18 protein-coding genes are annotated in these 21,635 nt (G+C 59.9%); 10 read left to right on the forward strand and 8 right to left on the reverse strand.

Annotated elements, in window-relative coordinates:
* Nucleotides 1–34 precede the first annotated feature (34 nt).
* The 3 genes from fhuA to hrpB form a co-directional block, all read right to left on the reverse strand.
* Complete coding sequence (fhuA, locus tag E7738_RS10485) at nt 35–2,233, reverse strand: ferrichrome porin FhuA (protein WP_394515601.1); 2,199 nt, start codon at nt 2,231–2,233, stop codon at nt 35–37.
* Nucleotides 2,234–2,560: 327 nt separating this feature from the next.
* Nucleotides 2,561–5,074 (reverse strand): bifunctional glycosyl transferase/transpeptidase, encoded by a 2,514-nt coding sequence (gene mrcB, locus E7738_RS10490; RefSeq protein WP_394515602.1) that lies wholly within the window; start codon nt 5,072–5,074, stop codon nt 2,561–2,563.
* Between the two features lie 98 nt (nt 5,075–5,172).
* Nucleotides 5,173–7,650 carry an ATP-dependent helicase HrpB gene (hrpB, locus tag E7738_RS10495; RefSeq protein WP_394515603.1) on the reverse strand — a complete coding sequence of 826 codons (2,478 nt, stop codon included), beginning with the start codon at nt 7,648–7,650 and terminating at the stop codon, nt 5,173–5,175.
* Between the two features lie 35 nt (nt 7,651–7,685).
* Here hrpB and thpR point away from each other — a divergent pair, with 35 nt between their 5' ends.
* From thpR to panD, 9 genes are all read left to right on the forward strand, one after another.
* Entirely contained in the window at nt 7,686–8,225 is a 540-nt protein-coding gene (thpR, locus tag E7738_RS10500; RefSeq protein WP_394515604.1) for an RNA 2',3'-cyclic phosphodiesterase, read from the forward strand.
* Entirely contained in the window at nt 8,226–8,942 is a 717-nt protein-coding gene (gene sfsA, locus E7738_RS10505; protein WP_394515605.1) for a DNA/RNA nuclease SfsA, read from the forward strand.
* A 239-nt stretch (nt 8,943–9,181) separates the two neighbouring features.
* Nucleotides 9,182–9,637, forward strand: a complete 456-nt coding sequence (gene dksA / locus E7738_RS10510) for an RNA polymerase-binding protein DksA (protein WP_021507512.1) — start codon at nt 9,182–9,184, stop codon at nt 9,635–9,637.
* A 70-nt stretch (nt 9,638–9,707) separates the two neighbouring features.
* Complete coding sequence (gene gluQRS / locus E7738_RS10515) at nt 9,708–10,643, forward strand: tRNA glutamyl-Q(34) synthetase GluQRS (protein ID WP_394515606.1); 936 nt, start codon at nt 9,708–9,710, stop codon at nt 10,641–10,643.
* A gap of 38 nt (nt 10,644–10,681) precedes the next feature.
* Nucleotides 10,682–12,097 carry a polynucleotide adenylyltransferase PcnB gene (pcnB, locus tag E7738_RS10520; RefSeq protein ID WP_206099480.1) on the forward strand — a complete coding sequence of 472 codons (1,416 nt, stop codon included), beginning with the start codon at nt 10,682–10,684 and terminating at the stop codon, nt 12,095–12,097.
* Complete coding sequence (folK, locus tag E7738_RS10525; protein WP_021507515.1) at nt 12,094–12,579, forward strand: 2-amino-4-hydroxy-6-hydroxymethyldihydropteridine diphosphokinase; 486 nt, start codon at nt 12,094–12,096, stop codon at nt 12,577–12,579. Before pcnB ends, folK begins: the two co-directional genes overlap by 4 nt.
* Nucleotides 12,580–12,661: 82 nt before the next feature.
* Complete coding sequence (panB, locus tag E7738_RS10530) at nt 12,662–13,456, forward strand: 3-methyl-2-oxobutanoate hydroxymethyltransferase (RefSeq protein WP_058780480.1); 795 nt, start codon at nt 12,662–12,664, stop codon at nt 13,454–13,456.
* Nucleotides 13,457–13,471: 15 nt separating this feature from the next.
* Nucleotides 13,472–14,326: a pantoate--beta-alanine ligase gene (gene panC, locus E7738_RS10535; RefSeq protein ID WP_021507517.1), complete on the forward strand. Its 855-nt coding sequence runs from the start codon at nt 13,472–13,474 to the stop codon at nt 14,324–14,326.
* An 85-nt stretch (nt 14,327–14,411) separates the two neighbouring features.
* A complete protein-coding gene (gene panD / locus E7738_RS10540) occupies nt 14,412–14,792 on the forward strand; it encodes an aspartate 1-decarboxylase (RefSeq protein ID WP_021507518.1) in 381 nt (126 codons plus the stop codon).
* A 36-nt stretch (nt 14,793–14,828) separates the two neighbouring features.
* Here the strand turns inward: panD and E7738_RS10545 are convergent, their stop codons facing one another.
* From E7738_RS10545 to hpt, 4 genes are all read right to left on the reverse strand, one after another.
* Entirely contained in the window at nt 14,829–15,836 is a 1,008-nt protein-coding gene (locus tag E7738_RS10545; RefSeq protein WP_058780458.1) for an acyltransferase family protein, read from the reverse strand.
* Nucleotides 15,837–15,987: 151 nt separating this feature from the next.
* Nucleotides 15,988–16,758 carry an ABC transporter permease gene (locus tag E7738_RS10550; protein WP_021507520.1) on the reverse strand — a complete coding sequence of 257 codons (771 nt, stop codon included), beginning with the start codon at nt 16,756–16,758 and terminating at the stop codon, nt 15,988–15,990.
* Nucleotides 16,755–17,681, reverse strand: coding sequence for an ABC transporter ATP-binding protein (locus E7738_RS10555; protein ID WP_021507521.1), 927 nt, complete (start codon nt 17,679–17,681; stop codon nt 16,755–16,757). Before E7738_RS10555 ends, E7738_RS10550 begins: the two co-directional genes overlap by 4 nt.
* Before the next feature lie 245 nt (nt 17,682–17,926).
* Nucleotides 17,927–18,463, reverse strand: coding sequence for a hypoxanthine phosphoribosyltransferase (gene hpt, locus E7738_RS10560; protein WP_021507522.1), 537 nt, complete (start codon nt 18,461–18,463; stop codon nt 17,927–17,929).
* A gap of 154 nt (nt 18,464–18,617) precedes the next feature.
* On the opposite strand from hpt, the gene E7738_RS10565 reads away from it, so the two are divergent.
* Nucleotides 18,618–19,913 carry a cystathionine gamma-synthase family protein gene (locus tag E7738_RS10565; protein ID WP_394515607.1) on the forward strand — a complete coding sequence of 432 codons (1,296 nt, stop codon included), beginning with the start codon at nt 18,618–18,620 and terminating at the stop codon, nt 19,911–19,913.
* On the opposite strand, the gene cueO is transcribed toward E7738_RS10565, so the two are convergent.
* Nucleotides 19,900–21,513 carry a multicopper oxidase CueO gene (gene cueO / locus E7738_RS10570; RefSeq protein ID WP_394515608.1) on the reverse strand — a complete coding sequence of 538 codons (1,614 nt, stop codon included), beginning with the start codon at nt 21,511–21,513 and terminating at the stop codon, nt 19,900–19,902. The genes E7738_RS10565 and cueO overlap by 14 nt on opposite strands.
* Nucleotides 21,514–21,635: the final 122 nt, after the last annotated feature.

A 21,635-nucleotide genomic window follows, 5' to 3' on the forward strand; every position in this document is an offset into this window, starting at 1 on the left:
GGTTAACGGGCGCCGCAGCGCCCTGTGTTCAGTATCAGAAGCGGAAGGTGGCGGTACCGACGATCTGGCGCTCTGCGCCCCAGTAGCAGGCGTAGTCGCGGTAGCAGCTGGCAACGTATTCGCGATCGAACAGGTTGTTGATGTTGACGCCGACGGTTGAGCCCGGCAAGCCGAAGCGGCCCAGATCGTATTTCAGTGCGGCATCTACAGTGGTGTACGCGGCGACGTCAAAGTTCTGGTTGGCATTTGCGCCGCTGGCGTACAGGCCTTTGCTTTCACCCACGTAGCGTACCCCGGCACCCACGGTGAAGCCCGACAGTGCGGTTTCATGGAAGGTGTAATCGCCCCACAGCGAGGCCATGTGCTTCGGCACCTGCACCGGCGTACGGCCTTTCAGCAAGGTGTCTTCGGTGTATTCCGCATCGGTATATGAGTAAGCCGCCGTCAGGTTGATGTTGGCGTTAAGCGCCGCTTTGGCTTCCAGCTCGACGCCACGTGAGCGAATCTCCCCTCCCTGCACACTAAACTGCAGGCTGTTCGGATCTGCCGTCAGGTTTTTGGTTTTAGTCAGCTGATAAACCGCTGCGGTGACCACAATCGGGCGATCTTTTGGTACGTATTTTACGCCAGCCTCATACTGCTTCGCGCGGGATGGGTCAAAAGGTTTCCCATCAACCGTGGTGCCAGCCGTTGGGATAAAGGATTCGCTGTAGCTGAAATACGGCGCGATACCATTATCAAACACATAGTTCACACCACCGCGCCAGGTAAATGCCTGGTCGTGGTTTTTTACTTCGCTGTTACCGTTACGGTTCAGTGCGGAGGTCATCGCATAATCGTATCGCCCGCCCAGCGTCAGCACCCATTTATTCCATTCCATCTGATCCTGCGTATACAGGCCAGTTTGTTCCTGACGGTTCAGATATTGATAGGGGAAGGCGGCACCCACAGCATCATTACCGTACTGCGGATCGATCGCATTGATTGGCGCTGCGGAGGCAAATGCAGCATCAATATCATTACGGGTGCGCTGATAATCAACCCCCATCAGCAGCGTATGATCGACCGCACCGGTAGCAAATTTTGCCTGCACCTGATTATCGACAGCAAACTGATTCAGTTTCTCATCGGAAATGGCTGAACCACGTGTAATCTCTTGTGACTCAGGCAAATAGCCGTTGCCATAAATACTACGATAATTCGTTTTCAGCTCCGCATAGCGCAGATTCTGGCGCACCGTCCAGGTGTCGTTAAAGCTGTGCTCAAAGTTATAGCCAACCATTTTGGTGTTGCGCGAGATCTTATTGCTGTCTTCGCCTTCATCAAAATTGGTGGGCAGCTTATAGCTGCTGCCGTCCGGCCGGGTGATGCCCACCACGGTGCCTTCACGCGGCAGCCAGCCGTAATAGCCGGTTTCCGGTTCGTTCTGGAAGTAGGTCAACAGGTCAAAGCGGGTATTGGCATCGGGACGCCAGCTGAACGAAGGCGCAAGGGTATAGCGCTTCTCTTTGTTCATCTCCTGTTGCGCATCGGCGCTGCGCGCCAGGCCGGTCAGGCGATAGCTGTAAACGCCGTCATCATCCAGTGAGCCGCCAAAATCGAAGCCGGTGGAGAACAGGTTATCGGTGCCCATCTGGAACTGGACTTCACGCAGCGTCTCCTGGGTCGGCCGCTTGCTCACCAGTGACACCACACCGCCCGGGTTGCTCTTACCGTACAGCACCGAAACCGGACCGCGCAGCAGCTCCGCGCGCTCGAGGAAGTAAGGATCGATAGCGAATTCGGAGTAGTTGTCACCCTGCAGCTTCAGGCCATCCAGATACTGGTTGGTGTTGGTTTCGCTGAAGCCGCGAATCGACAGCGCGTCGATAACGTCCGAGCTGCCGCGGTTACCGGTCAGCACGCCTGGCGTGTAATTAAACGCACCTTTGACGCTGGTCACCGCATGCATTGACATCTCTTCCTGCGTCACCACCGACACCGACTGCGGATTCTTCTCGATTGGCGTATCGGTTTTGGTGCCGGTCGCGCTGTGTTTGGCGGCGATGGTCGGCGACGGTCCCCATGCGCTCTCCTGCGCGACGCCGCTGCCGCCATCAGCCGTCACCACCACGGTATCTTCGGCCAGCGCCTGCATGCTGAGTGTGCCCAGAGTCAGGGAAATCAATAACGCGAGCGGTCGACGGGTGGTCACCGCGCGCAGAGAACAAGGAAAAGTGTTTCGCGCATTCATAGTGGGATCTCATGAAAATAGAACAATGCAGGCGAATGGAAACGAGAATGATTATTAGACGCACGGATTTTAGGCGAAACCCGGCAAGCACCGCAAGATGTAATGCCTGATGGCGGTGAGTTTGCCAGCGGATCGCACATATCCATGATCGCGGCTAAAAAAATGGCGGGCAAAGAAAAGGCGCCGCAGCGCCAGAGGGAGTTAAATTCAGCTTTTATGCAAGACTCAGGCTGGAGCGCCGCCATGTATCGGGCGCCGCCACGTGGTGGTAAAGCGCCGGCACCGCACAGGCTCTGAAGGTGGAAAGCCGGTGCAGTGCCGGATGGCTTATTTACTGCCAAACATATCTTTAATCCAACCCGCGACGCCGTCAGAGTCCTTCTGCTCGCCCTGCGGCTGTTGCTGTTGCTGTTGCTGCTCTTGCTGTTGCTGCTGCTGCTGCTGTTGCTGCTGGCACAGCGCGTTCGGATCCAGCGCCCACACCGGCAGCGAACGCCATGTGCTGCTGCCGCTGCCGCAGACAAAGTTACCGGCCGAATCGATATTCATCTGAGTGATATCTTCCGGTGGCGTCAGGACCAGCGGCATCGGCGCCTGGTTGTCGAGGTAGCGACGATAGATCTGCATCGCACCGCTGGCACCGTACAGCTTCGAGGTCTGGTTGTTGTCGCGGCCAACCCAGGTGATCGCCACTTCTTTGCCATCAATACCGGCAAACCAGCTGTCGATCAGGTCATTGGTGGTACCGGTTTTCGCCGCCAGATGCGCACCCGGGAAGCGTGCGCCCAGCGCCCGCGCCGTACCGTGATCGGCCACCTGCTGCATGGTATACAGCGTCAGATACGCCGCCTGCGCCGGCTCAACGCGCTGCGCCTGCGGGAAGCTCTGATACAGCACCGTGCCATCTTCCGCGATCACCGAGCGCACCGCCGACAGCGCAGCGCGGTTACCGCCGCTGGCAATTGACTGGAACGCCTGCGCCACTTCAATCGGCGTCAGATTAAGCGCCCCCAGCAGCATGGCCGGTACCGGATGCAGCTGATCTTTTGGCACGCCCAGTTTGGTCCAGGTATCCACTACCGCATCGAGTCCCAGCGTCATACCGAGGTTAACGGTTGGCACGTTCATCGAGTTAGTCAGTGCATCCACCAGCATCACTTTACCGCTGAAGCGACGATCGTCGTTCATCGGCTTCCACACCGAACCGTTTGGCTGTTTCAGCGCAATCGGCTCGTCGGCGATCCAGCTGTTCAGGCGGTAGCTGTTTGGCTGGCTGAGGGCGGTCAGATAGGTCGCCGGTTTTGCCAGTGAGCCAATCGAGCGACGTGCCTGCAGCGCGCGGTTATAGCCGGCAAACTGCGGATCGGCACCGCCGACCATGGCGCGCACTTCACCACTGAAGCGGTCGACCACCACCATCGCGGTTTCCAGATCTTTCAGCCCGCGCTGTTTCTTCAGCGTGGGAATGCCGTCTTCAACCGCTTTTTCCGCGGCATCCTGCGAAATCGGATCGAGCGTGGTGAAGATCTTCACGCCGGACAGATCTTTGACTTTATCGCCCAGCTTCGCCTGCAGCTCATTACGCACCATCTGCATAAACGCCGGCTGCGGCGTGATCACCCCGCCTTTCGGCTGGACGCCAAGCGGCCGCGCCGACAGCATGTCGTACAGCTCCTGATCGATCACTTTCTGCTGTTGCAGCAGACGCAGCACCAGGTTACGACGCTCCAGCGCCAGCTGCGGATTGCGCCACGGATTGTACAGTGACGCACCTTTAACCATGCCGACCAGCATCGCCTGCTGATCAAGGCTCAGTTCGTCCACCGGGCGGCCAAAGTAGTACAGGCTGGCCAGCGGGAAACCGCGGATTTGGTCGTTGCCCGCCTGGCCGAGATACACCTCGTTCAGGTAGAGCTCAAGAATGCGATCTTTGCTGTAGCGCGCATCCATGATCACCGCCATATAGGCTTCACGCGCTTTACGCCACAGCGAGCGTTCGTTGGTGAGGAACAGGTTTTTCACCAGCTGCTGCGTCAGCGTACTGCCGCCCTGCACCGCTTTACCGGCGGTGATATTGGCGAGGAAGGCGCGACCAATCGAGTACGGGCTGATGCCGTCATGCTCATAGAAGTGGCGGTCTTCGGTGGCGATCAGCGTATCGACCAGCAGATCCGGGAACCCGGCGCGCGGTACAAACAGACGCTGCTCGCCGTTTGGCGACTGCAACATGGTGATCAGCCGCGGATCGAGGCGGAAGAAGCCAAAGTCGCGTCCGGTATCGAGGTTTTTAATCTCGCTCAGCTCGTTGTTGCTGAAGGTGAGACGCGCGTTAATCTGGCCCTCTTTGCTGTCCGGAAAATCAAACGGACGGCGCAGCAGGTCGATGGTGTTGCCTTTCACGCTGAACTCACCCGGACGGGTAATGCGCGACACTTCGCGATACTGCGTGCCTTCCAGCAGCGCAATCATCTCTTTCTTGTCGTAAGCCATGCCCGGTTCGAGGCTAACCATGCGCCCGTATACGGCCGCCGGCAGCTGCCACACTTTACCGTCAATGCGGCTGCGGATTTCCGAATCGAGATAGACGCCCCAGGCGGCCATCACCACGACAAACACCAGGAAGAGTTTAATCAACCAGCCTAACCAGCGGCGTTTGCCACGCGTTGGACGTTTTCCTTTACCTTTGGGTGGCACCGGCGCACTCTCCTCATCATCTTCGTCAAAATCGTCCTGATCGATATCATCTTCAGGCTCCCTGCGGCGACCCCGGCGCGTAACGTTACGCGGCGGCTTTGGCGCTTTTCCTTTGCGCCCAATAGGTTCGCGATCGTTCCCAGACATGCTTTGTTTTCTCCAGGCATAGCTACGGCAGCGCCGCTACTCTAACTGCTTTCTCGTGCCGCGCATGGCAGAACCCTCTGAATTCGATCCACTGCGGGCTACGAGGAATATTTTTTGGTGCGCCTCGTCGGCAAGGCGCTGGCCGGATCGTCCGGCCACGGATGTTTGGGATAGCGCCCTTTCATCTCTTTCTGCACTTTAGGATACGCACCGCGCCAGAACGCCGCGAGGTCACGGGTGATCTGCAGCGGACGGTGCGCCGGCGAAAGCAGCTCCAGCACCAGCGGAACGCGTCCATCGGCAACCGCCGGGTTCTGTGCCTCGCCAAACATCTCCTGCATACGTACCGCCAGCGCGGGGGGCTTTTCCGCGTCGTAGCGAATCGGCAGGCGACTTCCGGTCGGCACAGTGTAATGAGTTGGCAGCACAGTATCCAGCCGCTGCCGCTGTGACCATGTCAGCAAATGTAATAAAGCGCTGACAAGATTAACGCTCTGCAGCCCTTTTAAATCGCGTACTTTGCCCATCTCCGGCAGCAGCCAGTGCTCCAGCGAGGCCAGCAGCGTGTCATCATCCAGCGTCGGCCACGCCTCTTCCGGCAGCCACTGCGCGGCGCACTGCAGGAGCACACGCAGCTGCTCTGCCTCTGGCGTCCAGCCGAGCACCGCCAGCCCTTTTTCGCGGATCCAGCGCAGCATCGCCGGATGCAGGATCTCCGGCTCGGGCCGCGCCTGCGGCTGGGCCCGCAGGATCAGCGCGCCAATCGCGTCCCGCTTCCACGCGCGCAGCGTGCCTTTGTCGTCATCCCAGTCCACATCGGTGCGCTGCTCCACCAGCTGCGGGCACTGCTGGCGCAGCGCATCCATCTCTACCGGCAGCGCCAGCAGCATGCGCGCATCGGCGCTGCTGGCCCCCTGCAGCAGGCTCGGGGCAATCAGCCACTCATAGCGGCTCAGGCCGTCGTGCTCATCCAGCATTGCGCCGATCCCATTGGCGAGCTGATAGCGCGCACTGTCACCGCGACGCTGCGCCAGCCGGTCAGCAAATCCGGCGGCCAGCAGCGCCGGGAAGCGATTGGCGTCAACGCGCCCCTGACCTGCATTCAGGCGCTGCTGCCAGTGGCGCGCGCGCCGCAGCCACTGCGGTTGTGGCTGGTTGAGCGCATCGCGCAGATCGACACTGCCGCTGCGCGGCGGATCCTCCAGAATCGCCACCAGCAGCGCCGCGCTGGCGATGGCGTGCACATCGTCGCCGGCGGCGCACAGCATCGCCGTGAGACGCGGATCGCTGCCGAGCTGCGCCATTTTACGGCCGCGCGCGCTGAGCCGCCCTTCGCTATCCAGCGCGCCGAGCCGCTGCAGTTGTTGACGTGCCGCCTGCAGGCTGCGCGCCGGTGGACTATCCAGCCATTGCAGCTGAGCCGCGTCCTGACAGCCCCACTGCAGTAAATCCAGCTGCAGCGAGGCCAGATCGCTGGTGAGTATCTCCGGCTCACTCTGCGCCGCCGCACGCAGCGCCTGCTCCTGCGGCAGCAGATGCAGGCAGATCCCCGGCGCCAGGCGACCGGCGCGGCCAGCGCGCTGCGTCATTGATGCCTGGCTGATGCGCTGGGTCAGCAAACGCGTCACGCCGCTGCGCACGTCAAACTGCGCCGCGCGCTCCAGCGCGCTGTCCACCACCAGGCGGATGCCTTCAATGGTCAGGCTGGTCTCGGCGATATTGGTGGCGAGCACCACTTTACGCCGGCCCGGCGCGGCCGGCAGGATGGCCCGCCGCTGCGCCTCCAGCGACAGCGCACCATATAAAGGAGATAAATCCACCTCATCACTGACGCGCGACGCCAGTTCACGCTTCACCCGTTCAATCTCCGCCACACCGGGCAGAAACAGCAGCAGCGAACCGGGCTCATCACGCAGCAACTGTGCAACCTCGCGCGCCACTGCCTCTTCAAACCGCTGCTGCGGATTGAGCGAAGCGTAACGTCGCATCACCGGAAAGCTGCGCCCCTGTGACGCAATAAACGGCGCATCGGGCAGCAGCGTGCGTAGCTGCTGATTATCCAGCGTTGCCGACATCAGCAGAATTTTCAGGTCGTCGCGCAATCCCTGCTGCACATCAAGCAGCAGCGCCAGCGCCAGATCAGCCTGCAGGCTGCGCTCATGGAATTCGTCGAGGATCACCAGCGATACGCCCTCCAGCAGCGGATCGCGCTGCAGCATGCGTGTCAGAATGCCTTCGGTGACCACCAGCAGACGCGTCGCTGCGCTGCTGCAGTTTTCCCCGCGCAGCCGATAACCTACCGTCTCACCCGGCTGTTCGCCCAGCTGTTCCGCCAGCCGCTGTGCCACGTTGCGTGCCGCCAGCCGGCGCGGCTCCAGCATGATGACTTGCCCTGGCAGCTTCGCCTGTTGCAGCAGCTGTAGCGGCAGCCAGGTGGATTTCCCGGCGCCGGTCGGGGCCGCCAGCAGCACCTGTGGCGACTGCGCCAGCGCGGCCAGCAATGCAGGCAGTACCTCGCTTACCGGTAACTCACTCACACTCAACTCCCACTCTGCCTGTGCTAAGATGGCGCGCATTGTACACCACCCGGCGCCGATTACCGGAGTTCAGCATGGCCACGCAACGACTGTTTTTTGCCCTCGAATTGCCTGATGCCCTCCAGCAACAGCTGGTGCAATGGCGGGCCGATTGCTTCGCCGCAGACGCGGGTAAACCGGTGGCGGCGGCGAATCTGCACCTGACGCTGGCGTTTCTTGGTGAGGCCAGCACGGAAACGGCGGATCAGCTGCAGCAGCTGGCGGCACGCATCCGCCAGCCCGGCTTTACGCTGGATCTCGATGACGCCGGTCACTGGCCGCGTCCCGGCGTAGTGTGGCTTGGCTGCCAGCGCGCGCCGCGCGGTTTACTGCAGCTGGCCAACCTGCTGCGCGCCCAGGCCGCGCGTCATGGCTGTGCGCAGAGTACGCAGCCGTTCCATCCCCACATCACCCTGCTGCGCCACGCTGCGCAGGCCGTGGCGCTGCCGCCGCGCGGTTTTCACTGGCGCGTTGAGGTGAGTCATTTCGCGCTGTTTGCGTCCAGCTTCACGCAGGGACGCACGCGCTATCGCCGGCTGGCGCGCTGGCCACTGTTATCTGCCGCAGGAGCATAAATGCAGTTCGATCCGCCGTTACAATCAGCCCGCTTAATTACCCGCTATAAACGTTTCTTAGCCGATGTCATTACGCCGGAAGGTGACACCTTTACCCTGCACTGCGCCAATACCGGCGCGATGACCGGCTGCGCCACGCCAGGCGACACGGTGTGGTACTCCACCACGGCCAGCGCGACGCGCAAATATCCGCACAGCTGGGAAATAACGCAAACCGCGCAGGGTCACTGGATTTGCGTCAATACTCTGCGCGCTAACCAACTGGTGCGCGAGGCGCTGCTGCGCGACGCAATTCCGGAATTATCCGCTTATAGCCACTGCCAGGCTGAGGTGAAATACGGCACGGAAAAAAGCCGAATTGACTTCCTGTTGCAAGCGGAGGGCAAAGTCAACTGCTATATTGAAGTCAAGTCCGTCACCCTTTTACAAAATGGTAAAGGCTATTTTCCGGATGCGGTGACGGCTCGTGGACAGAAACATCTGCGCGAATTAAGCACTATCGCGGCAGAAGGCCACCGGGCCGTTTTGTTGTTTGCTGTTCTGCACACGGGGATTGAGGACGTTTCCCCGGCGCACCATATCGATGCGCAATACGCAGAACTACTGGTACAGGCGCAGCGCTGCGGTGTGGAAGTGTTGGCGTATCAGGCTCAGATTTCACCGGCAGAAATGTTACTTACCCGGCCGTTAACGGTAACGATTAACGCACAGTTGTAATATTTAACGTTATTTGCTGTGATAAGAATGTTCTGAGCGGTGCGCTAAATACGCTGTTCCTCACAGGCTTGTCAAGGTGCGTTCATGAATAATTGCCAACCTTGATTGCTTCTGCTATTTATAGCGGCCTGTTTTTTTCCCTGATGGGAATCGATATGCCCCGCATGCGTCGGGTTGCAGGCAAAGGCTTTCGCAATCTGAAACAGAACGGGTAGTGCGTGTTATCCAGGAGAAACAACATGCAAGAAGGGCAAAACCGTAAAACATCGTCCCTGAGTATCCTCGCCATCGCTGGGGTGGAGCCGTATCAGGAGAAACCGGGCGAAGAGTATATGAATGACGCCCAGCTGAGCCATTTCCGCAAGATTCTGGAAGCCTGGCGCAACCAACTCAGGGATGAAGTAGACCGTACTGTGTCGCATATGCAGGACGAAGCTGCCAACTTCCCGGATCCGGTTGACCGTGCCGCCCAGGAAGAGGAGTTCAGCCTGGAGCTGCGTAACCGCGATCGTGAGCGCAAACTCATTAAAAAGATTGAGAAAACGCTCAAGAAAGTGGAAGACGACGACTTTGGCTACTGCGAATCCTGTGGAGTCGAAATTGGTATCCGCCGTCTCGAAGCGCGTCCGACCGCCGATCTCTGCATTGACTGCAAAACGCTGGCAGAAATCCGCGAGAAGCAGATGGCAGGCTAATGGCCGTTAACAGACTGTCGCCGCACAGCCGGGAAAACCACTGTTTTCCCGCCGTGCGGTGTACCAAAGCATGATGTCCGCCACGCTTCCCTGCATCGGGCGTTTCGCCCCCTCTCCTTCCGGTGATCTTCATTTCGGTTCGCTGATAGCCGCATTAGGCAGCTACCTGAGCGCGCGCGCGCAGCAGGGCCGCTGGCTGGTGCGCATTGAAGATATTGATCCGCCGCGTGAAGTCGCCGGTGCCGCAACGCGCATCCTGCGTCAGCTGACCCATTATGGGCTGCACTGGGACGGCGACGTGCTGTGGCAGTCGCAGCGCCACGAGGCCTATCGCGCGGCGCTGAGCTGGCTGCGCGAACATCGTCAAAGCTACTTCTGTACCTGCCCGCGCAGCCGCATTCAGCAGCTGGGCGGCTTTTACGACGGTCACTGCCGCGATTTACATCTGCCGCCGGAGGGCGCCGCGCTGCGGCTGCGTCAGCATGTGCCGGTGTACGGTTTTGACGATCGCCTGCGCGGCCATCTGCAGGCGGAGCCGCGTCTGGCGCAGGAAGACTTTATTATTCACCGTCGTGACGGCCTGTTCGCCTATAACCTTGCGGTGGTGGTCGATGACCATTTTCAGGGCGTGACGGAGATTGTGCGCGGTGCGGATTTGATTGAGCCAACGGTGCGTCAGATTGCGCTGTATCAGCAGTTTGGCTGGCCGGTGCCGGCTTATATGCATCTGCCGCTGGCAATTAACCCGGACGGTAATAAATTGTCGAAGCAGAACCACGCGCCAGCCTTACCGGACGGCGATCCGCGACCGGTGCTGGTGCAGGCGCTGAGCTTCCTGGGACAGTCGGTTTTACCAGGCTGGCAGGACCATGGGCTGGAGGCGCTGCTGGACCATGCCGTTACACACTGGGATAGCGCATTGATTCCGCGGCATGATGCGCAACAACCGGATGAGTCGACAACGCCATTCCTAAATGGTTCGCAACAGGCTATGATTAGCCGCTGATTTTATTCACACCCATTTTCTCACTGTCGAGGTGTCCCATTTTTACCCGAGTCGCTAATTTTTGCCGGAGAGTCCTCAAGCGTGATGAGGAGGCCCCTGAAGAGGTGGAAACCGTAAGTCTGATGACCGTTATCCCCCGGGAAAGCCACAATATCTCACGCAAAGATATCAGCGAAAACGCTCTCAAAGTGCTGTATCGCCTGAACAAAGCCGGATACGAAGCCTATCTGGTTGGCGGCGGCGTGCGCGATTTGCTGCTGGGTAAAAAGCCGAAGGACTTTGACGTGACCACCAACGCCACGCCGGAGCAGATGCGTAAGCTATTCCGCAACTGTCGCCTGGTCGGGCGTCGCTTCCGTCTGGCGCATGTGATGTTCGGTCCGGAAGTGATCGAAGTCGCTACGTTCCGCGGCCACCATCAGGAAGAGAGCGTCGACGATCGCAACGGTTCGCAGCGCGGTCAGAACGGCATGCTGCTGCGCGACAACATTTTTGGCAACATTGAAGATGATGCGCAGCGCCGCGATTTAACCATCAACAGCCTCTATTACAGCGTGGCTGATTTCACCGTGCGCGATTACGTCGGTGGCCTGCAGGATCTGCAGGAAGGCATCATCCGCATGATTGGCGATCCGGAAACGCGCTACCGCGAAGATCCGGTGCGTATGCTGCGCGTGGTGCGCTTCGCCGCGAAGCTGGACATGAGCATTGCGGCGGAAACCGCCGAGCCGATTCCCCGCCTCGCCACGCTGCTGAATGACATTCCGCCGGCGCGCCTGTTTGAGGAGTCGCTGAAGCTGCTGCAGGCCGGTTACGGTTATCGCACCTATCTGATGATGCGCGAATACCAGCTGTTCCAGCCGCTGTTCCCGACGCTGGCGCGCAACTTCACCGAACAGGGCGACAGCCCGATGGAACGCATGCTGGCCCAGGTGCTGAAAAACACCGATACCCGCCTGCACAACGACATGCGCGTGAATCCGGCGTTCCTGTTTGCGGCGATGTTCTGGTATCCGCAGCTGGAGTCAGCCGAGCAGATTGCGCAGGAGAGCGGCCTGACCTATTTCGACGCCTTTGCGCTGTCCATGAACGAAACGCTGGATGAAGCCTGCCGTGCGCTGGCGATTCCAAAACGTATCACCACACTGATTCGCGATATCTGGCAGCTGCAGCTGCGCATGTCGCGCCGTCACGGTAAGCGCGCATGGAAGCTGATGGAGCATCCTAAATTCCGCGCTGCCTACGACCTGCTGGCGCTGCGCGCAGAAGTCGAGAACAACGCCGAGCTGCTGCGCCTCAGCCAGTGGTGGGGCGAGTTCCAGTCGGCGGTGCCGACACAGCAGAAGACCATGCTCAACACCCTGGGTGACGATCCGGCTCCGCGCCGTAAACCACGCCGTCCGCGCCGTCGTCCAGCTGGCCCGCGCCGCGACAGCAACCACAGCGCGTCATGACGCGGGTCTATCTCGCCTTAGGCAGTAATCTCGCCGATCCGCTGCATCAGGTTGATGCAGCGCTGGCCGCGCTGGATGCCATTCCCGATACCCACCGCGTAGCCACCTCCGCGTTTTATCGCACGCCACCTTACGGCCCGCCGGATCAGCCGGATTATCTCAACGCCGTGGTGGCGCTGGAGACCACACTGGCCGCGGAAACGCTGCTCGATCACACCCAGCGCATTGAGCTGGAGCATGGCCGGGTGCGCAAAGCCGAACGCTGGGGACCGCGCACGCTGGACCTCGATATTATGCTGTTCGGCAATGCAGTGATCCACACGCCGCGCCTGACGGTGCCGCACTACGATATGCACAACCGCGCCTTCATGCTGGTGCCGCTGCTGGAAATCGCGCCAGCGCTGCGCCTGCCGAACGGCCAGCCGCTGGCCGGCATTCTGGCGACGCTGGACCGCAGCAGCATTCGCTTGTGGTCCGCCTGACGCGGCAGAATCGCACGCCCGTCGTATCGCCTTTGCAATCAATCCAGTACACTGCGCGCATCAGAAAATGCTGGAGATTGCGATGAAACCCACCACCCTCTCTCACTTACGCCAGCTGAAAGCCAGCGGCCGCAAGTTCGCCACGCTGACCGCCTACGATTTCAGCTTCGCGCGCCTGTTTGCCGACCAGGGCATTCCGCTGCTGCTGATTGGCGATTCGCTCGGCATGACCGTGCAGGGCCATGATTCCACGCTGCCGGTGACAGTCGACGATATTGCTTATCACACCGCCGCTGTGCGGCGCGGTGCGCCTGACGCGCTGGTGATGGCCGACCTGCCGTTTATGAGTTACGCCACGCCGCAGCAAACCTTTGACAGTGCCGCGCAGCTGATGCGCGCCGGTGCCAACCTGGTAAAACTGGAAGGCGGCGCCTGGCTGGCAGAGACCGTGCGCATGCTGACCGAGCGCGCCGTGCCGGTGTGTGGTCATCTGGGATTGACGCCGCAGTCAGTTAATATCTTCGGTGGCTACAAGGTGCAGGGGCGCGATGAAGCGGCAGCCGAGCGCCTGCTGGCGGATGCGCTGGCGCTGGAAGCGGCCGGTATGCAGCTGCTGGTGCTGGAGTGCGTGCCGGTCGCGCTGGCTGAGCGCGTCACAAAAGCGTTGTCGGTACCGGTGATCGGCATCGGTGCCGGTAACGTCACCGACGGCCAGATTCTGGTGATGCACGACGCGTTTGGTATTACCGGCGGCCACATTCCAAAATTTGCCAAAAATTTCCTTGCGGAAACCGGCGACATTCGTGCGGCAATTCGCCAGTATATGGCCGACGTTGAAGCAGGCACCTACCCTGCTGCCGAACACAGTTTCCAGTAAATCAGGAGATTTGCAGTGCTGATCATTGAAACGCTGCCGCTGCTGCGCCGTGAGATTCGACGCTGGCGCCAGGCAGGTAAACGCATCGCGCTGGTGCCCACTATGGGCAACCTGCATGAGGGGCATCTGACGCTGGTGGATGAAGCACGCCAGCGCGCAGATATCGTGGTGGTATCGATCTTCGTTAACCCGATGCAGTTTGATCGCGCCGACGACCTGGCGCGCTATCCGCGCACGCTGCAGGACGATTGTGAAAAACTCAATCGCCACAGCGTCGACCTGGTCTTTGCCCCGGCGCCGGCCGATGTCTATCCGCAGGGTCTCGACAGCCAGACGTTTGTTGAAGTCCCGGGCCTCTCCTCGCTGCTGGAGGGCGCCAGCCGTCCCGGTCATTTCCGCGGCGTGGCGACCATCGTCAGTAAGCTGTTTAATCTGGTACAGCCGGATATCGCCTGTTTTGGCGAGAAGGATTTTCAGCAGCTGGCGATCATCCGCAAGATGGTGGCGGACATGGGCTTTGACATTGACATCGTTGGCGTGCCGACGGTGCGCGCCAAAGACGGTCTCGCGCTCAGCTCACGTAACGGCTATCTTACTGCCGATGAACGCAAGCTGGCGCCGGTGCTCAGCCAGGTGATGAACAGCATGGCGCAGCGCCTCAGCAACGGCGAGCGGCACGTGGATGAGATTATTGAACACGCCGAACAGACGCTGCGCGATCAGGGCCTGCGCCCCGACGGCCTGGCCATCTGCGATGCCGATACGCTGCAGCCGCTGACGGTCGACAGCCAGCGCGCAGTGATTCTGATGGCCGCCTGGCTCGGCAATGCGCGTTTGATTGATAATCAGCAAGTGGATCTGACGGTTTAACGCCGTCGTTTATGGGCAGCATGTACCCGCTACACACTGCGCGGTGGAAACCGGCCGCGCACGGGTATAACAAAGGTATCACGCTATGATTCGTACCGTATTACAAGGCAAACTGCACCGCGTAAAAGTGACGCAGGCGGATTTGCATTATGAAGGCTCCTGCGCCATCGATCAGGATTTTCTTGATGCCTCCGGCATTCTGCAATACGAAGCCATCGACATCTATAACGTCACCAACGGCCAGCGCTTCTCTACCTATGCCATTGCCGCCGAGCGTGGCTCAAAAATCATTTCGGTCAACGGTGCAGCCGCGCGCTGTGCCTGTCAGGGCGATCTGCTGATCATCTGTTCTTATGTGCAGGTGGAAGATGAAGTGGCGCGCAGCTGGCAGCCCAAAGTGGCCTACTTCGACGGCGATAACGAGATGAAACGTATCGCTAAAGCGCTGCCGGTACAGGTGGCCTGATCATCCCGCGCGCTGTACTGACAGCGCGCCTTTCCCTTATACGCCCGCCAGCTGCGGCTGCCCTTTGCGCTTCAGCGTAAACAACCAGTCAAACCATCCTTTTGCCCGCAGTACGCACAGCGCCGTTGGCAACGCCAGCGCGACGCTGAACGCCAGCACAAAATGCAGGTCAGCCAGCCACGCAGAGTGGCCGTCGTGGCGCAGCAATTTACTGCACACCTGAATCGCCAGATAGTGCGACAGATAAAACACAATCGAATGGCGGCCAACGTAGTTAACCGCCCGCAGATTGATACGACAGGCCAGCGCAACGAACAGCGGGATTGAGGGCAGCGCCAGCGGCAGCAGCCACGGCGAATGCTGACGCAGCCCGCCCCACAGGCTGAACGCCGCGAGCAGCATAAAGGCGATCAGCGACAGCAGCAGCGGTGTACGACGCTGCGCGAACGCGGCAATATCAATATCCTGGCGCACCAGCCAGTCGGCACTGTAGAAGAAGGCAAACAGCACCAGCGACTTGTTCAGATGCAGGTTGTCGAAACTGGCAAACAGCGAGTCAGGCGGCACCGGCGGCAGCAGCACCGCACCGGCAACGCACAGTGTCAGCACCAGCGCCGCAGGCAGGCGGCGCGCCGGGATAATCAGCACAAAAAACAGAAACAGCGAGTGCAGAAACCAGGTGATATCGCCGCCGCTCAGATGGCCGAGCGCGATAGCCAGCGGCGACTGTGGGTGATTGGCCATCGCGCTGAAGGTCCACTTCAGACCGCCGTAGATCAGCGCCCAGACGGCAAACGGATAGAGAATGCTGCTGACTTTGTTTCGCAGATAGCGCGCCTGCCCGTGGCGTAAACCGCTGGCGACGAACAGTCCGGAGACGAAGCACATCAGCCCCATACGCACCGGCGCCAGCAGCTGATTTACCAGCTCGTTAAAGGCAGTGAAGTGCCCGGCCTGCTGGTTCACTGCAATCATGCAGTGCAAAAAAATCACCGCCAGAATGCTCATGCCGCGTAAATTATCAATCCATGATACCCGATTCACTCTTCGCTTCCCCGCTGCTTTTTTGGTCAGCGGCCACTATGGGGAAAGCCACAGACTGAAAGCACAAGACGCGTCTGGAATTGCGAAGAGTGGGTAAAAAAAAGCCGCCGCCGGACGACGCCGGCAGCGGCTTCTTATTCGGAGCTGCGCCTCAGGTGCGCAAGCCGCGTCCGCGCTGAATCAGCGCATACACCAGCACGTAAAACACCACAATAAACGCCACCAGCACTGACAGCGTCAACACCAGCGGAACATCGTTGATGCCAAGGAAGCCATAGCGGAACCCGCTGATCATGTACACCACCGGATTGAGCTTCGACACCGCCTGCCAGAACGGCGGCAGCAGCGCCAGCGAGTAGAATACGCCACCGAGGTAAGTTAACGGCGTCAGCACGAAGGTCGGGATCAGGCTGATATCGTCAAAGGTGCGCGCAAACACCGCATTCAGCAGGCCCGCCAGCGAGAACAGAATCGCCGTCAGCAGCAGCGTGATTGCCACCATCGGCCACGAGAATACGTGGAACGGCACAAAAAACAGCGACACCGCCGTCACCAGCACGCCCACGCACACGCCGCGCGCTACGCCGCCGCCGACATAACCGGCGATAATAATGTGCGTCGGCACCGGCGCCACCAGCAGCTCTTCAATGTTGCGCTGGAACTTGGCGCTGAAGAATGACGAGGCGACGTTGGCGTAAGCGTTGGTGATCACCGCCATCATAATCAGGCCCGGCACGATAAACTGCATGTAGCTGAAGCCGTGCATATCGCCGATGCGTGAGCCGATCAGATTGCCAAAGATAATGAAGTACAGCGTCATGGTGATCACCGGCGGCACCAGCGTCTGAATCCAGATGCGGGCAAAACGGTTGATCTCTTTGCTCCAGATACTCTTGAGCGCCACCCAGTACAGATGCGTCATGCGGTTACTCCTGTTTTTCCCTGCGTCAGGCTGACGAACAGCTCTTCCAGACGATTCGCTTTATTGCGCATGCTGAGCACCTGCACTCCCTGCGCGCTCAGCTGGCTGAATACGCTATTCAGCCCCTGTTCACGCATCACTTCCACTTCCAGCGTTGAGGTATCAACCAGACGATACTGGAAGCCCTCCAGCTGCGGCAGCGGGCTGCGCGGCGCCAGGTCGAGGATAAAGGTTTCCGACTGCAGCTTGGACAGCAGCCCTTTCATTGAAGTGTTCTCCACCAGCTCGCCGCTCTGGATGATGCCGATGTTACGGCACAGCATTTCCGCCTCTTCCAGATAGTGGGTGGTCAGGATGATGGTGGTGCCTTTGGCGTTCAGCTCTTTCAGGAACACCCACATTGAGCGGCGCAGTTCGATATCCACGCCAGCCGTCGGCTCATCAAGAATCAGTAGTTTCGGTTCATGCATCAGCGCCCGGGCAATCATCAGCCGGCGCTTCATGCCGCCGGACAACATGCGCGCCCGTTCGTTACGCTTGCCCCACAGGTCGAGCTGATTGAGGTATTTTTCCGCGCGCTTGTTCGCTTCGGCGCGTTCCACGCCGTAATAACCGGCCTGATTAACCACAATCTGCATCACGGTTTCAAACGGGTTAAAGTTGAATTCCTGTGGCACCAGCCCAAGCTGCCGCTTGGCGTTGACCACATCTTTCTGCAGGTCATAGCCAAACACGCGCACGCTGCCGCTGGATTTGTTCACCAGCGAGCTGATAATGCCAATGGTGGTGGACTTACCGGCACCGTTAGGGCCCAGTAAGGCATAAAAGTCGCCTGCTTCCACGTTGAGATCGAGGCCTTTCAGCGCCTGTACGCCGCCGGGATAGGTCTTGGTCAGCCCGGAAAGTTCCAGTGCATAAGTCATTGCGAGTCCGTACCCTGTTGTAGTGACATCATAGCCATATGAAATGATAGTGCGCTCGCGTCGAGCGTGCGGGGTTATTCAGCGATAACGGTTGTGAAATCAAAGGAATTGCGCAGAGTGATAACCCACCACACTCTACCACTCTGCGTGCCGCAGGAAAACGCGTGCCGAGCCCGTAAGTCATTGAGTTACGGGCTGCGCATCTTATCGCAGGCGGAGGGAATCAGCCTTGGAAGATTGTGCGGTTATTCGTCCAGCAGCGTAACTTTGCCGATATACGGCAAATGGCGGTAGCGCTGTGCGTAGTCGATACCGAAGCCGACCACGAACTCATCCGGAATGGTAAAGCCGACAAACTCGACCGGCACCTCAACTTCACGACGCTCCGGCTTATCCAGCAGCGTGCAGATCGCCAGCGATTTTGGCTCACGCAGCTGCAGAATTTCACGCACTTTGCTTAGGGTGTTACCGGAGTCGATGATGTCTTCGACGATCAGCACATCTTTGCCGCGAATGTCTTCGTCGAGATCTTTAAGGATTTTCACGTCGCGCGTGGAGGACATGCCGCTGCCGTAGCTGGAGGCGGTCATGAAGTCGACTTCGTGCGCGACATCAATGGCGCGGCACAGGTCTGCCATAAACATGAAGGAGCCGCGCAGCAGGCCGACCAGCACCATTTCGCTGCCGCTGTTGCGGTAGTGCTCGCTGATCTGCTTGCCCAGTTCGGCAATACGGGTTGCGATCTCCTGCTCAGAGATCATCACGTCGACGGTGTGTTTCATTGCATTCGCCTAAGAAGGTTTTCAGAAAGCCGCGCATTCTATCATAGTCGACGCACAGGCTAACGCCGCGCACAGAACGCAAACGTTATCGTGGCGAAATTTATTGCACTGGCGTTAACTGTAAGCATCCTGCCCGCTCTCTCTGGAGATCCCTATGGCCGCTTCATCAGGTAAAAAAACGCAGATCGGCACGCGTGAACTGCATCCGGAAACGCAGATGCTTAACTACGGTTACGATCCGCGCCTGTCAGAAGGTGCGGTGAAGCCGCCGGTGTTTCTGACGTCAACCTTTGTGTTTAACAGCGCCGAAGAGGGCAAAGAATTTTTCGATTTCGTTGCCGGTCGCCAGCAACCGCCGGCGGGCAAAAGCGGTGGGCTGGTCTATTCCCGCTTCAACCATCCTAACAGCGAGATCGTCGAAGATCGGCTGGCCATTTATGAAGGTGCCGAAAGCGCCGCGCTGTTCTCTTCCGGCATGTCGGCGATTGCCACCACGCTGCTGACCTTTGCCCGTCCCGGCGAAGTGATTCTGCACTCGCAGCCGCTGTACGGCGGCACCGAAACGCTGCTGAGCAAAACGCTGCACGATCTGGAGATCAAAGCGGTGGGGTTCAGCGACGGCACCGACGAAGATAAAGTGTATGAGGCCGCGAAGCTGGCGTGGCAGCGCGGGCGCGTCGCGATGATTCTGATTGAAACGCCGGCCAACCCCACCAACAGTCTGGTAGATATCCAACTGATGCGTCAGGTGGCAGAGGTGATCACCCAGCAGCAGGGCTCACGGCCGATTCTCGCCTGCGACAACACCCTGCTCGGCCCGCTGTTTCAGCGTCCGCTGCAGCACGGCGCGGATATCTCGCTCTACTCGCTGACCAAATATGTCGGCGGTCATTCCGATTTGATTGCCGGCGCCGCGCTGGGCAGCCGGGCATTAATCAACAAAGTGCGTTCGCTGCGCAGCGCGATTGGCACCCAGCTCGATCCGCACTCCAGCTGGATGATTGGCCGCTCGCTGGAAACGCTGTCGCTGCGCATGGAGAAAGCCGCCAGCAATGCGGAACAGGTCGCGGCATTTTTACGCGATCACGCGCAGGTGGCGAAACTGCACTGGCTGCCCTATCTCGACGCCAGCAGTCCGGCAGGCGAAACCTGGCAGCGCCAGTGCAGCGGCGCCGGTTCCACCTTCTCCTTTGATATCGAGGGCGGCCAGGCTGCGGCATTCCGCTTTCTCAACGCGCTGACGCTGTTCAAACTGGCGGTGAGCCTCGGCGGCACCGAGTCGCTCGCCAGCCATCCCGCCAGCACCACCCATTCCGGCGTGCCGCAGGAGGTGCGGGAGCGCATCGGCATCACCGACGCGACGGTGCGCCTGTCGATCGGCATCGAACATGCCGATGATTTGATTGAGGATATCCGCCTGGCGCTGGAAGCGGCCGTCAGCTCACCGTAAAGCCCAGCATCATGCCGGTATCTTCATGCTCCAGCAGATGGCAGTGCGCCATATAGGCATTTTCGCTATCGGCGACGTAGTTGAAGCGCACCAGCACTTCACTGCGCCAGCCGTTGACGCTGACCATATCTTTCCAGCCGGCGCGATGCGCCGCAGGCGGCTTGCCGTTCTCGGACAGAATGCGGAACTGCGTGCCGTGAATGTGGAACGGATGCAGCATGGCGTCGCCTTCGCCGGAGATGGTCCATTTTTCATATTTGCCCAGCGGCACGGCAAACATGGGCTTTTCCATGTTGAAGGCCTGGCCGTTGATTTTGTTGCCGTTGTGGAAATCATATGCGGCGCTGCGGGCAGGGTTGCCCTGATCCATCGCCATATCGCCGTGCTCCGTGTTGCCATGATCCATCGCGCCATGGTCCATGTTCATGCTGCCGTGATCCATCGCTTTGCCCGCGCCGTGCTGGCTGCCCATCGCTTTGGCACCGTAGCGCTGCTGTAGCGCCTGCATGCCCTGCTGATCCAGCTGTGGATCCATCATCAGCTGCAGCCAGCGGCTCTGCAGCCCTTCCGTTGCCGGCAGCGGCGGCACATCCACCAGCTGGTCCGGCAGCGTACCGCTGGCCATCACGCGCAGCGGCAGAATCTGCACCAGCGGCAGCGGCTGATCGAACGGCGCCAGCGTCATGCCCATCTGCGTGACCGGCAGCGTTACGATATCGAAGGTTTTGCCGTCTGAGGTATCCACCAGCACTTCAAAGCGCTCGCCCGGCAGCAGCGGCAGGCTCTCCACCTTCACCGGTTCAGCCAGCAGGCCACCGTCGCTCGCCACCACGTACAGCGGACGTTTATCGCTGGCGGCGATGTGCAGCGAGCGCGCGTTGCAGCCATTGAGCAGGCGCAGCCGCAGCCAGCCGCGCGGCACCGCGTGCTGCGGATACGGCACGCCGTTGGTCAGCATCAAATCGCCAAACCAGCCCACGGCGGCGCGCATGATATCCAGCTGATAATCGATACGCGTGCCGTCCTGAGTGAGCTGCTTATCCTGGAAAATCAGCGGCACATCATCTTCGCCCCACTGCATCGGCAGCCGCAGCTTGCCGGACGCCTCATCTTCCAGCAGTACCAGCCCCGCCAGCCCCTGCGCCACCTGATAGCCGGTTTTGCCGTGCTGATGCGGATGGAACCAGCAGGTCGCCGCCGGTTGATCGGGGGTAAAACTCACCTGACGCGTGGCGCCGGGCGCAATCAGCGCCTGCGGACCGCCATCCACCGCGCCGGGAATTTCCAGCCCGTGCCAGTGCAACGTGGTGGCTTCCGGCAGACGATTATGAATATTGACGGTGACGCTTTTCTCACGCTGCAGGCGCAGCGCCGGGCCGAGCAGGCTACCGTTGTAACCCCAGGTTGGGACGGATTTGCCGTTCCACTGGCTTCTGCCGGTCATGGCGGTCAGCGTGTACTGGCCGTGTGCATCGGGCTCCAGCAGCGACGGGATGGGCAACAGCGGGCGCGTAGCGGCCATCAGCGAGCGGCTCCACAAGGGCAGCGCGCCGGCTGCACTGAGGGCGGCGGTCAGCTTGAGAAAATGACGACGTTGCATATTCATATCCTTATCGTGAATAGGGGCACAGCGTAAACCTTTCCCCTGCGGGAGGGTCAAGCGATGAAAGCGCCCGCCGGGATAAAAAGCGCGCCAGTGGCCCATTTAGCCAAATTTAGCGG

The sequence above is a fragment of the Pantoea sp. SGAir0430 genome (assembly GCF_043549295.1).

Excerpts from the sequence above, each read along its gene's own strand:
- fhuA (WP_394515601.1), bottom strand. The coding sequence starts at position 2,233 with ATGAATGCGCGAAACACTTTTCCTTGTTCTCTGCGCGCGGTGACCACC.
- panB (WP_058780480.1), top strand. The coding sequence starts at position 12,662 with ATGAAACCCACCACCCTCTCTCACTTACGCCAGCTGAAAGCCAGCGGC.
- sfsA (WP_394515605.1), top strand. The coding sequence starts at position 8,226 with ATGCAGTTCGATCCGCCGTTACAATCAGCCCGCTTAATTACCCGCTAT.
- gluQRS (WP_394515606.1), top strand. The coding sequence starts at position 9,708 with ATGATGTCCGCCACGCTTCCCTGCATCGGGCGTTTCGCCCCCTCTCCT.
- E7738_RS10565 (WP_394515607.1), top strand. The coding sequence starts at position 18,618 with ATGGCCGCTTCATCAGGTAAAAAAACGCAGATCGGCACGCGTGAACTG.
- cueO (WP_394515608.1), bottom strand. The coding sequence starts at position 21,513 with ATGCAACGTCGTCATTTTCTCAAGCTGACCGCCGCCCTCAGTGCAGCC.
- E7738_RS10550 (WP_021507520.1), bottom strand. The coding sequence starts at position 16,758 with ATGACGCATCTGTACTGGGTGGCGCTCAAGAGTATCTGGAGCAAAGAG.
- thpR (WP_394515604.1), top strand. The coding sequence starts at position 7,686 with ATGGCCACGCAACGACTGTTTTTTGCCCTCGAATTGCCTGATGCCCTC.
- panD (WP_021507518.1), top strand. The coding sequence starts at position 14,412 with ATGATTCGTACCGTATTACAAGGCAAACTGCACCGCGTAAAAGTGACG.
- hrpB (WP_394515603.1), bottom strand. The coding sequence starts at position 7,650 with ATGCGCGCCATCTTAGCACAGGCAGAGTGGGAGTTGAGTGTGAGTGAG.
- dksA (WP_021507512.1), top strand. The coding sequence starts at position 9,182 with ATGCAAGAAGGGCAAAACCGTAAAACATCGTCCCTGAGTATCCTCGCC.
- mrcB (WP_394515602.1), bottom strand. The coding sequence starts at position 5,074 with ATGTCTGGGAACGATCGCGAACCTATTGGGCGCAAAGGAAAAGCGCCA.
- E7738_RS10555 (WP_021507521.1), bottom strand. The coding sequence starts at position 17,681 with ATGACTTATGCACTGGAACTTTCCGGGCTGACCAAGACCTATCCCGGC.
- hpt (WP_021507522.1), bottom strand. The coding sequence starts at position 18,463 with ATGAAACACACCGTCGACGTGATGATCTCTGAGCAGGAGATCGCAACC.
- folK (WP_021507515.1), top strand. The coding sequence starts at position 12,094 with ATGACGCGGGTCTATCTCGCCTTAGGCAGTAATCTCGCCGATCCGCTG.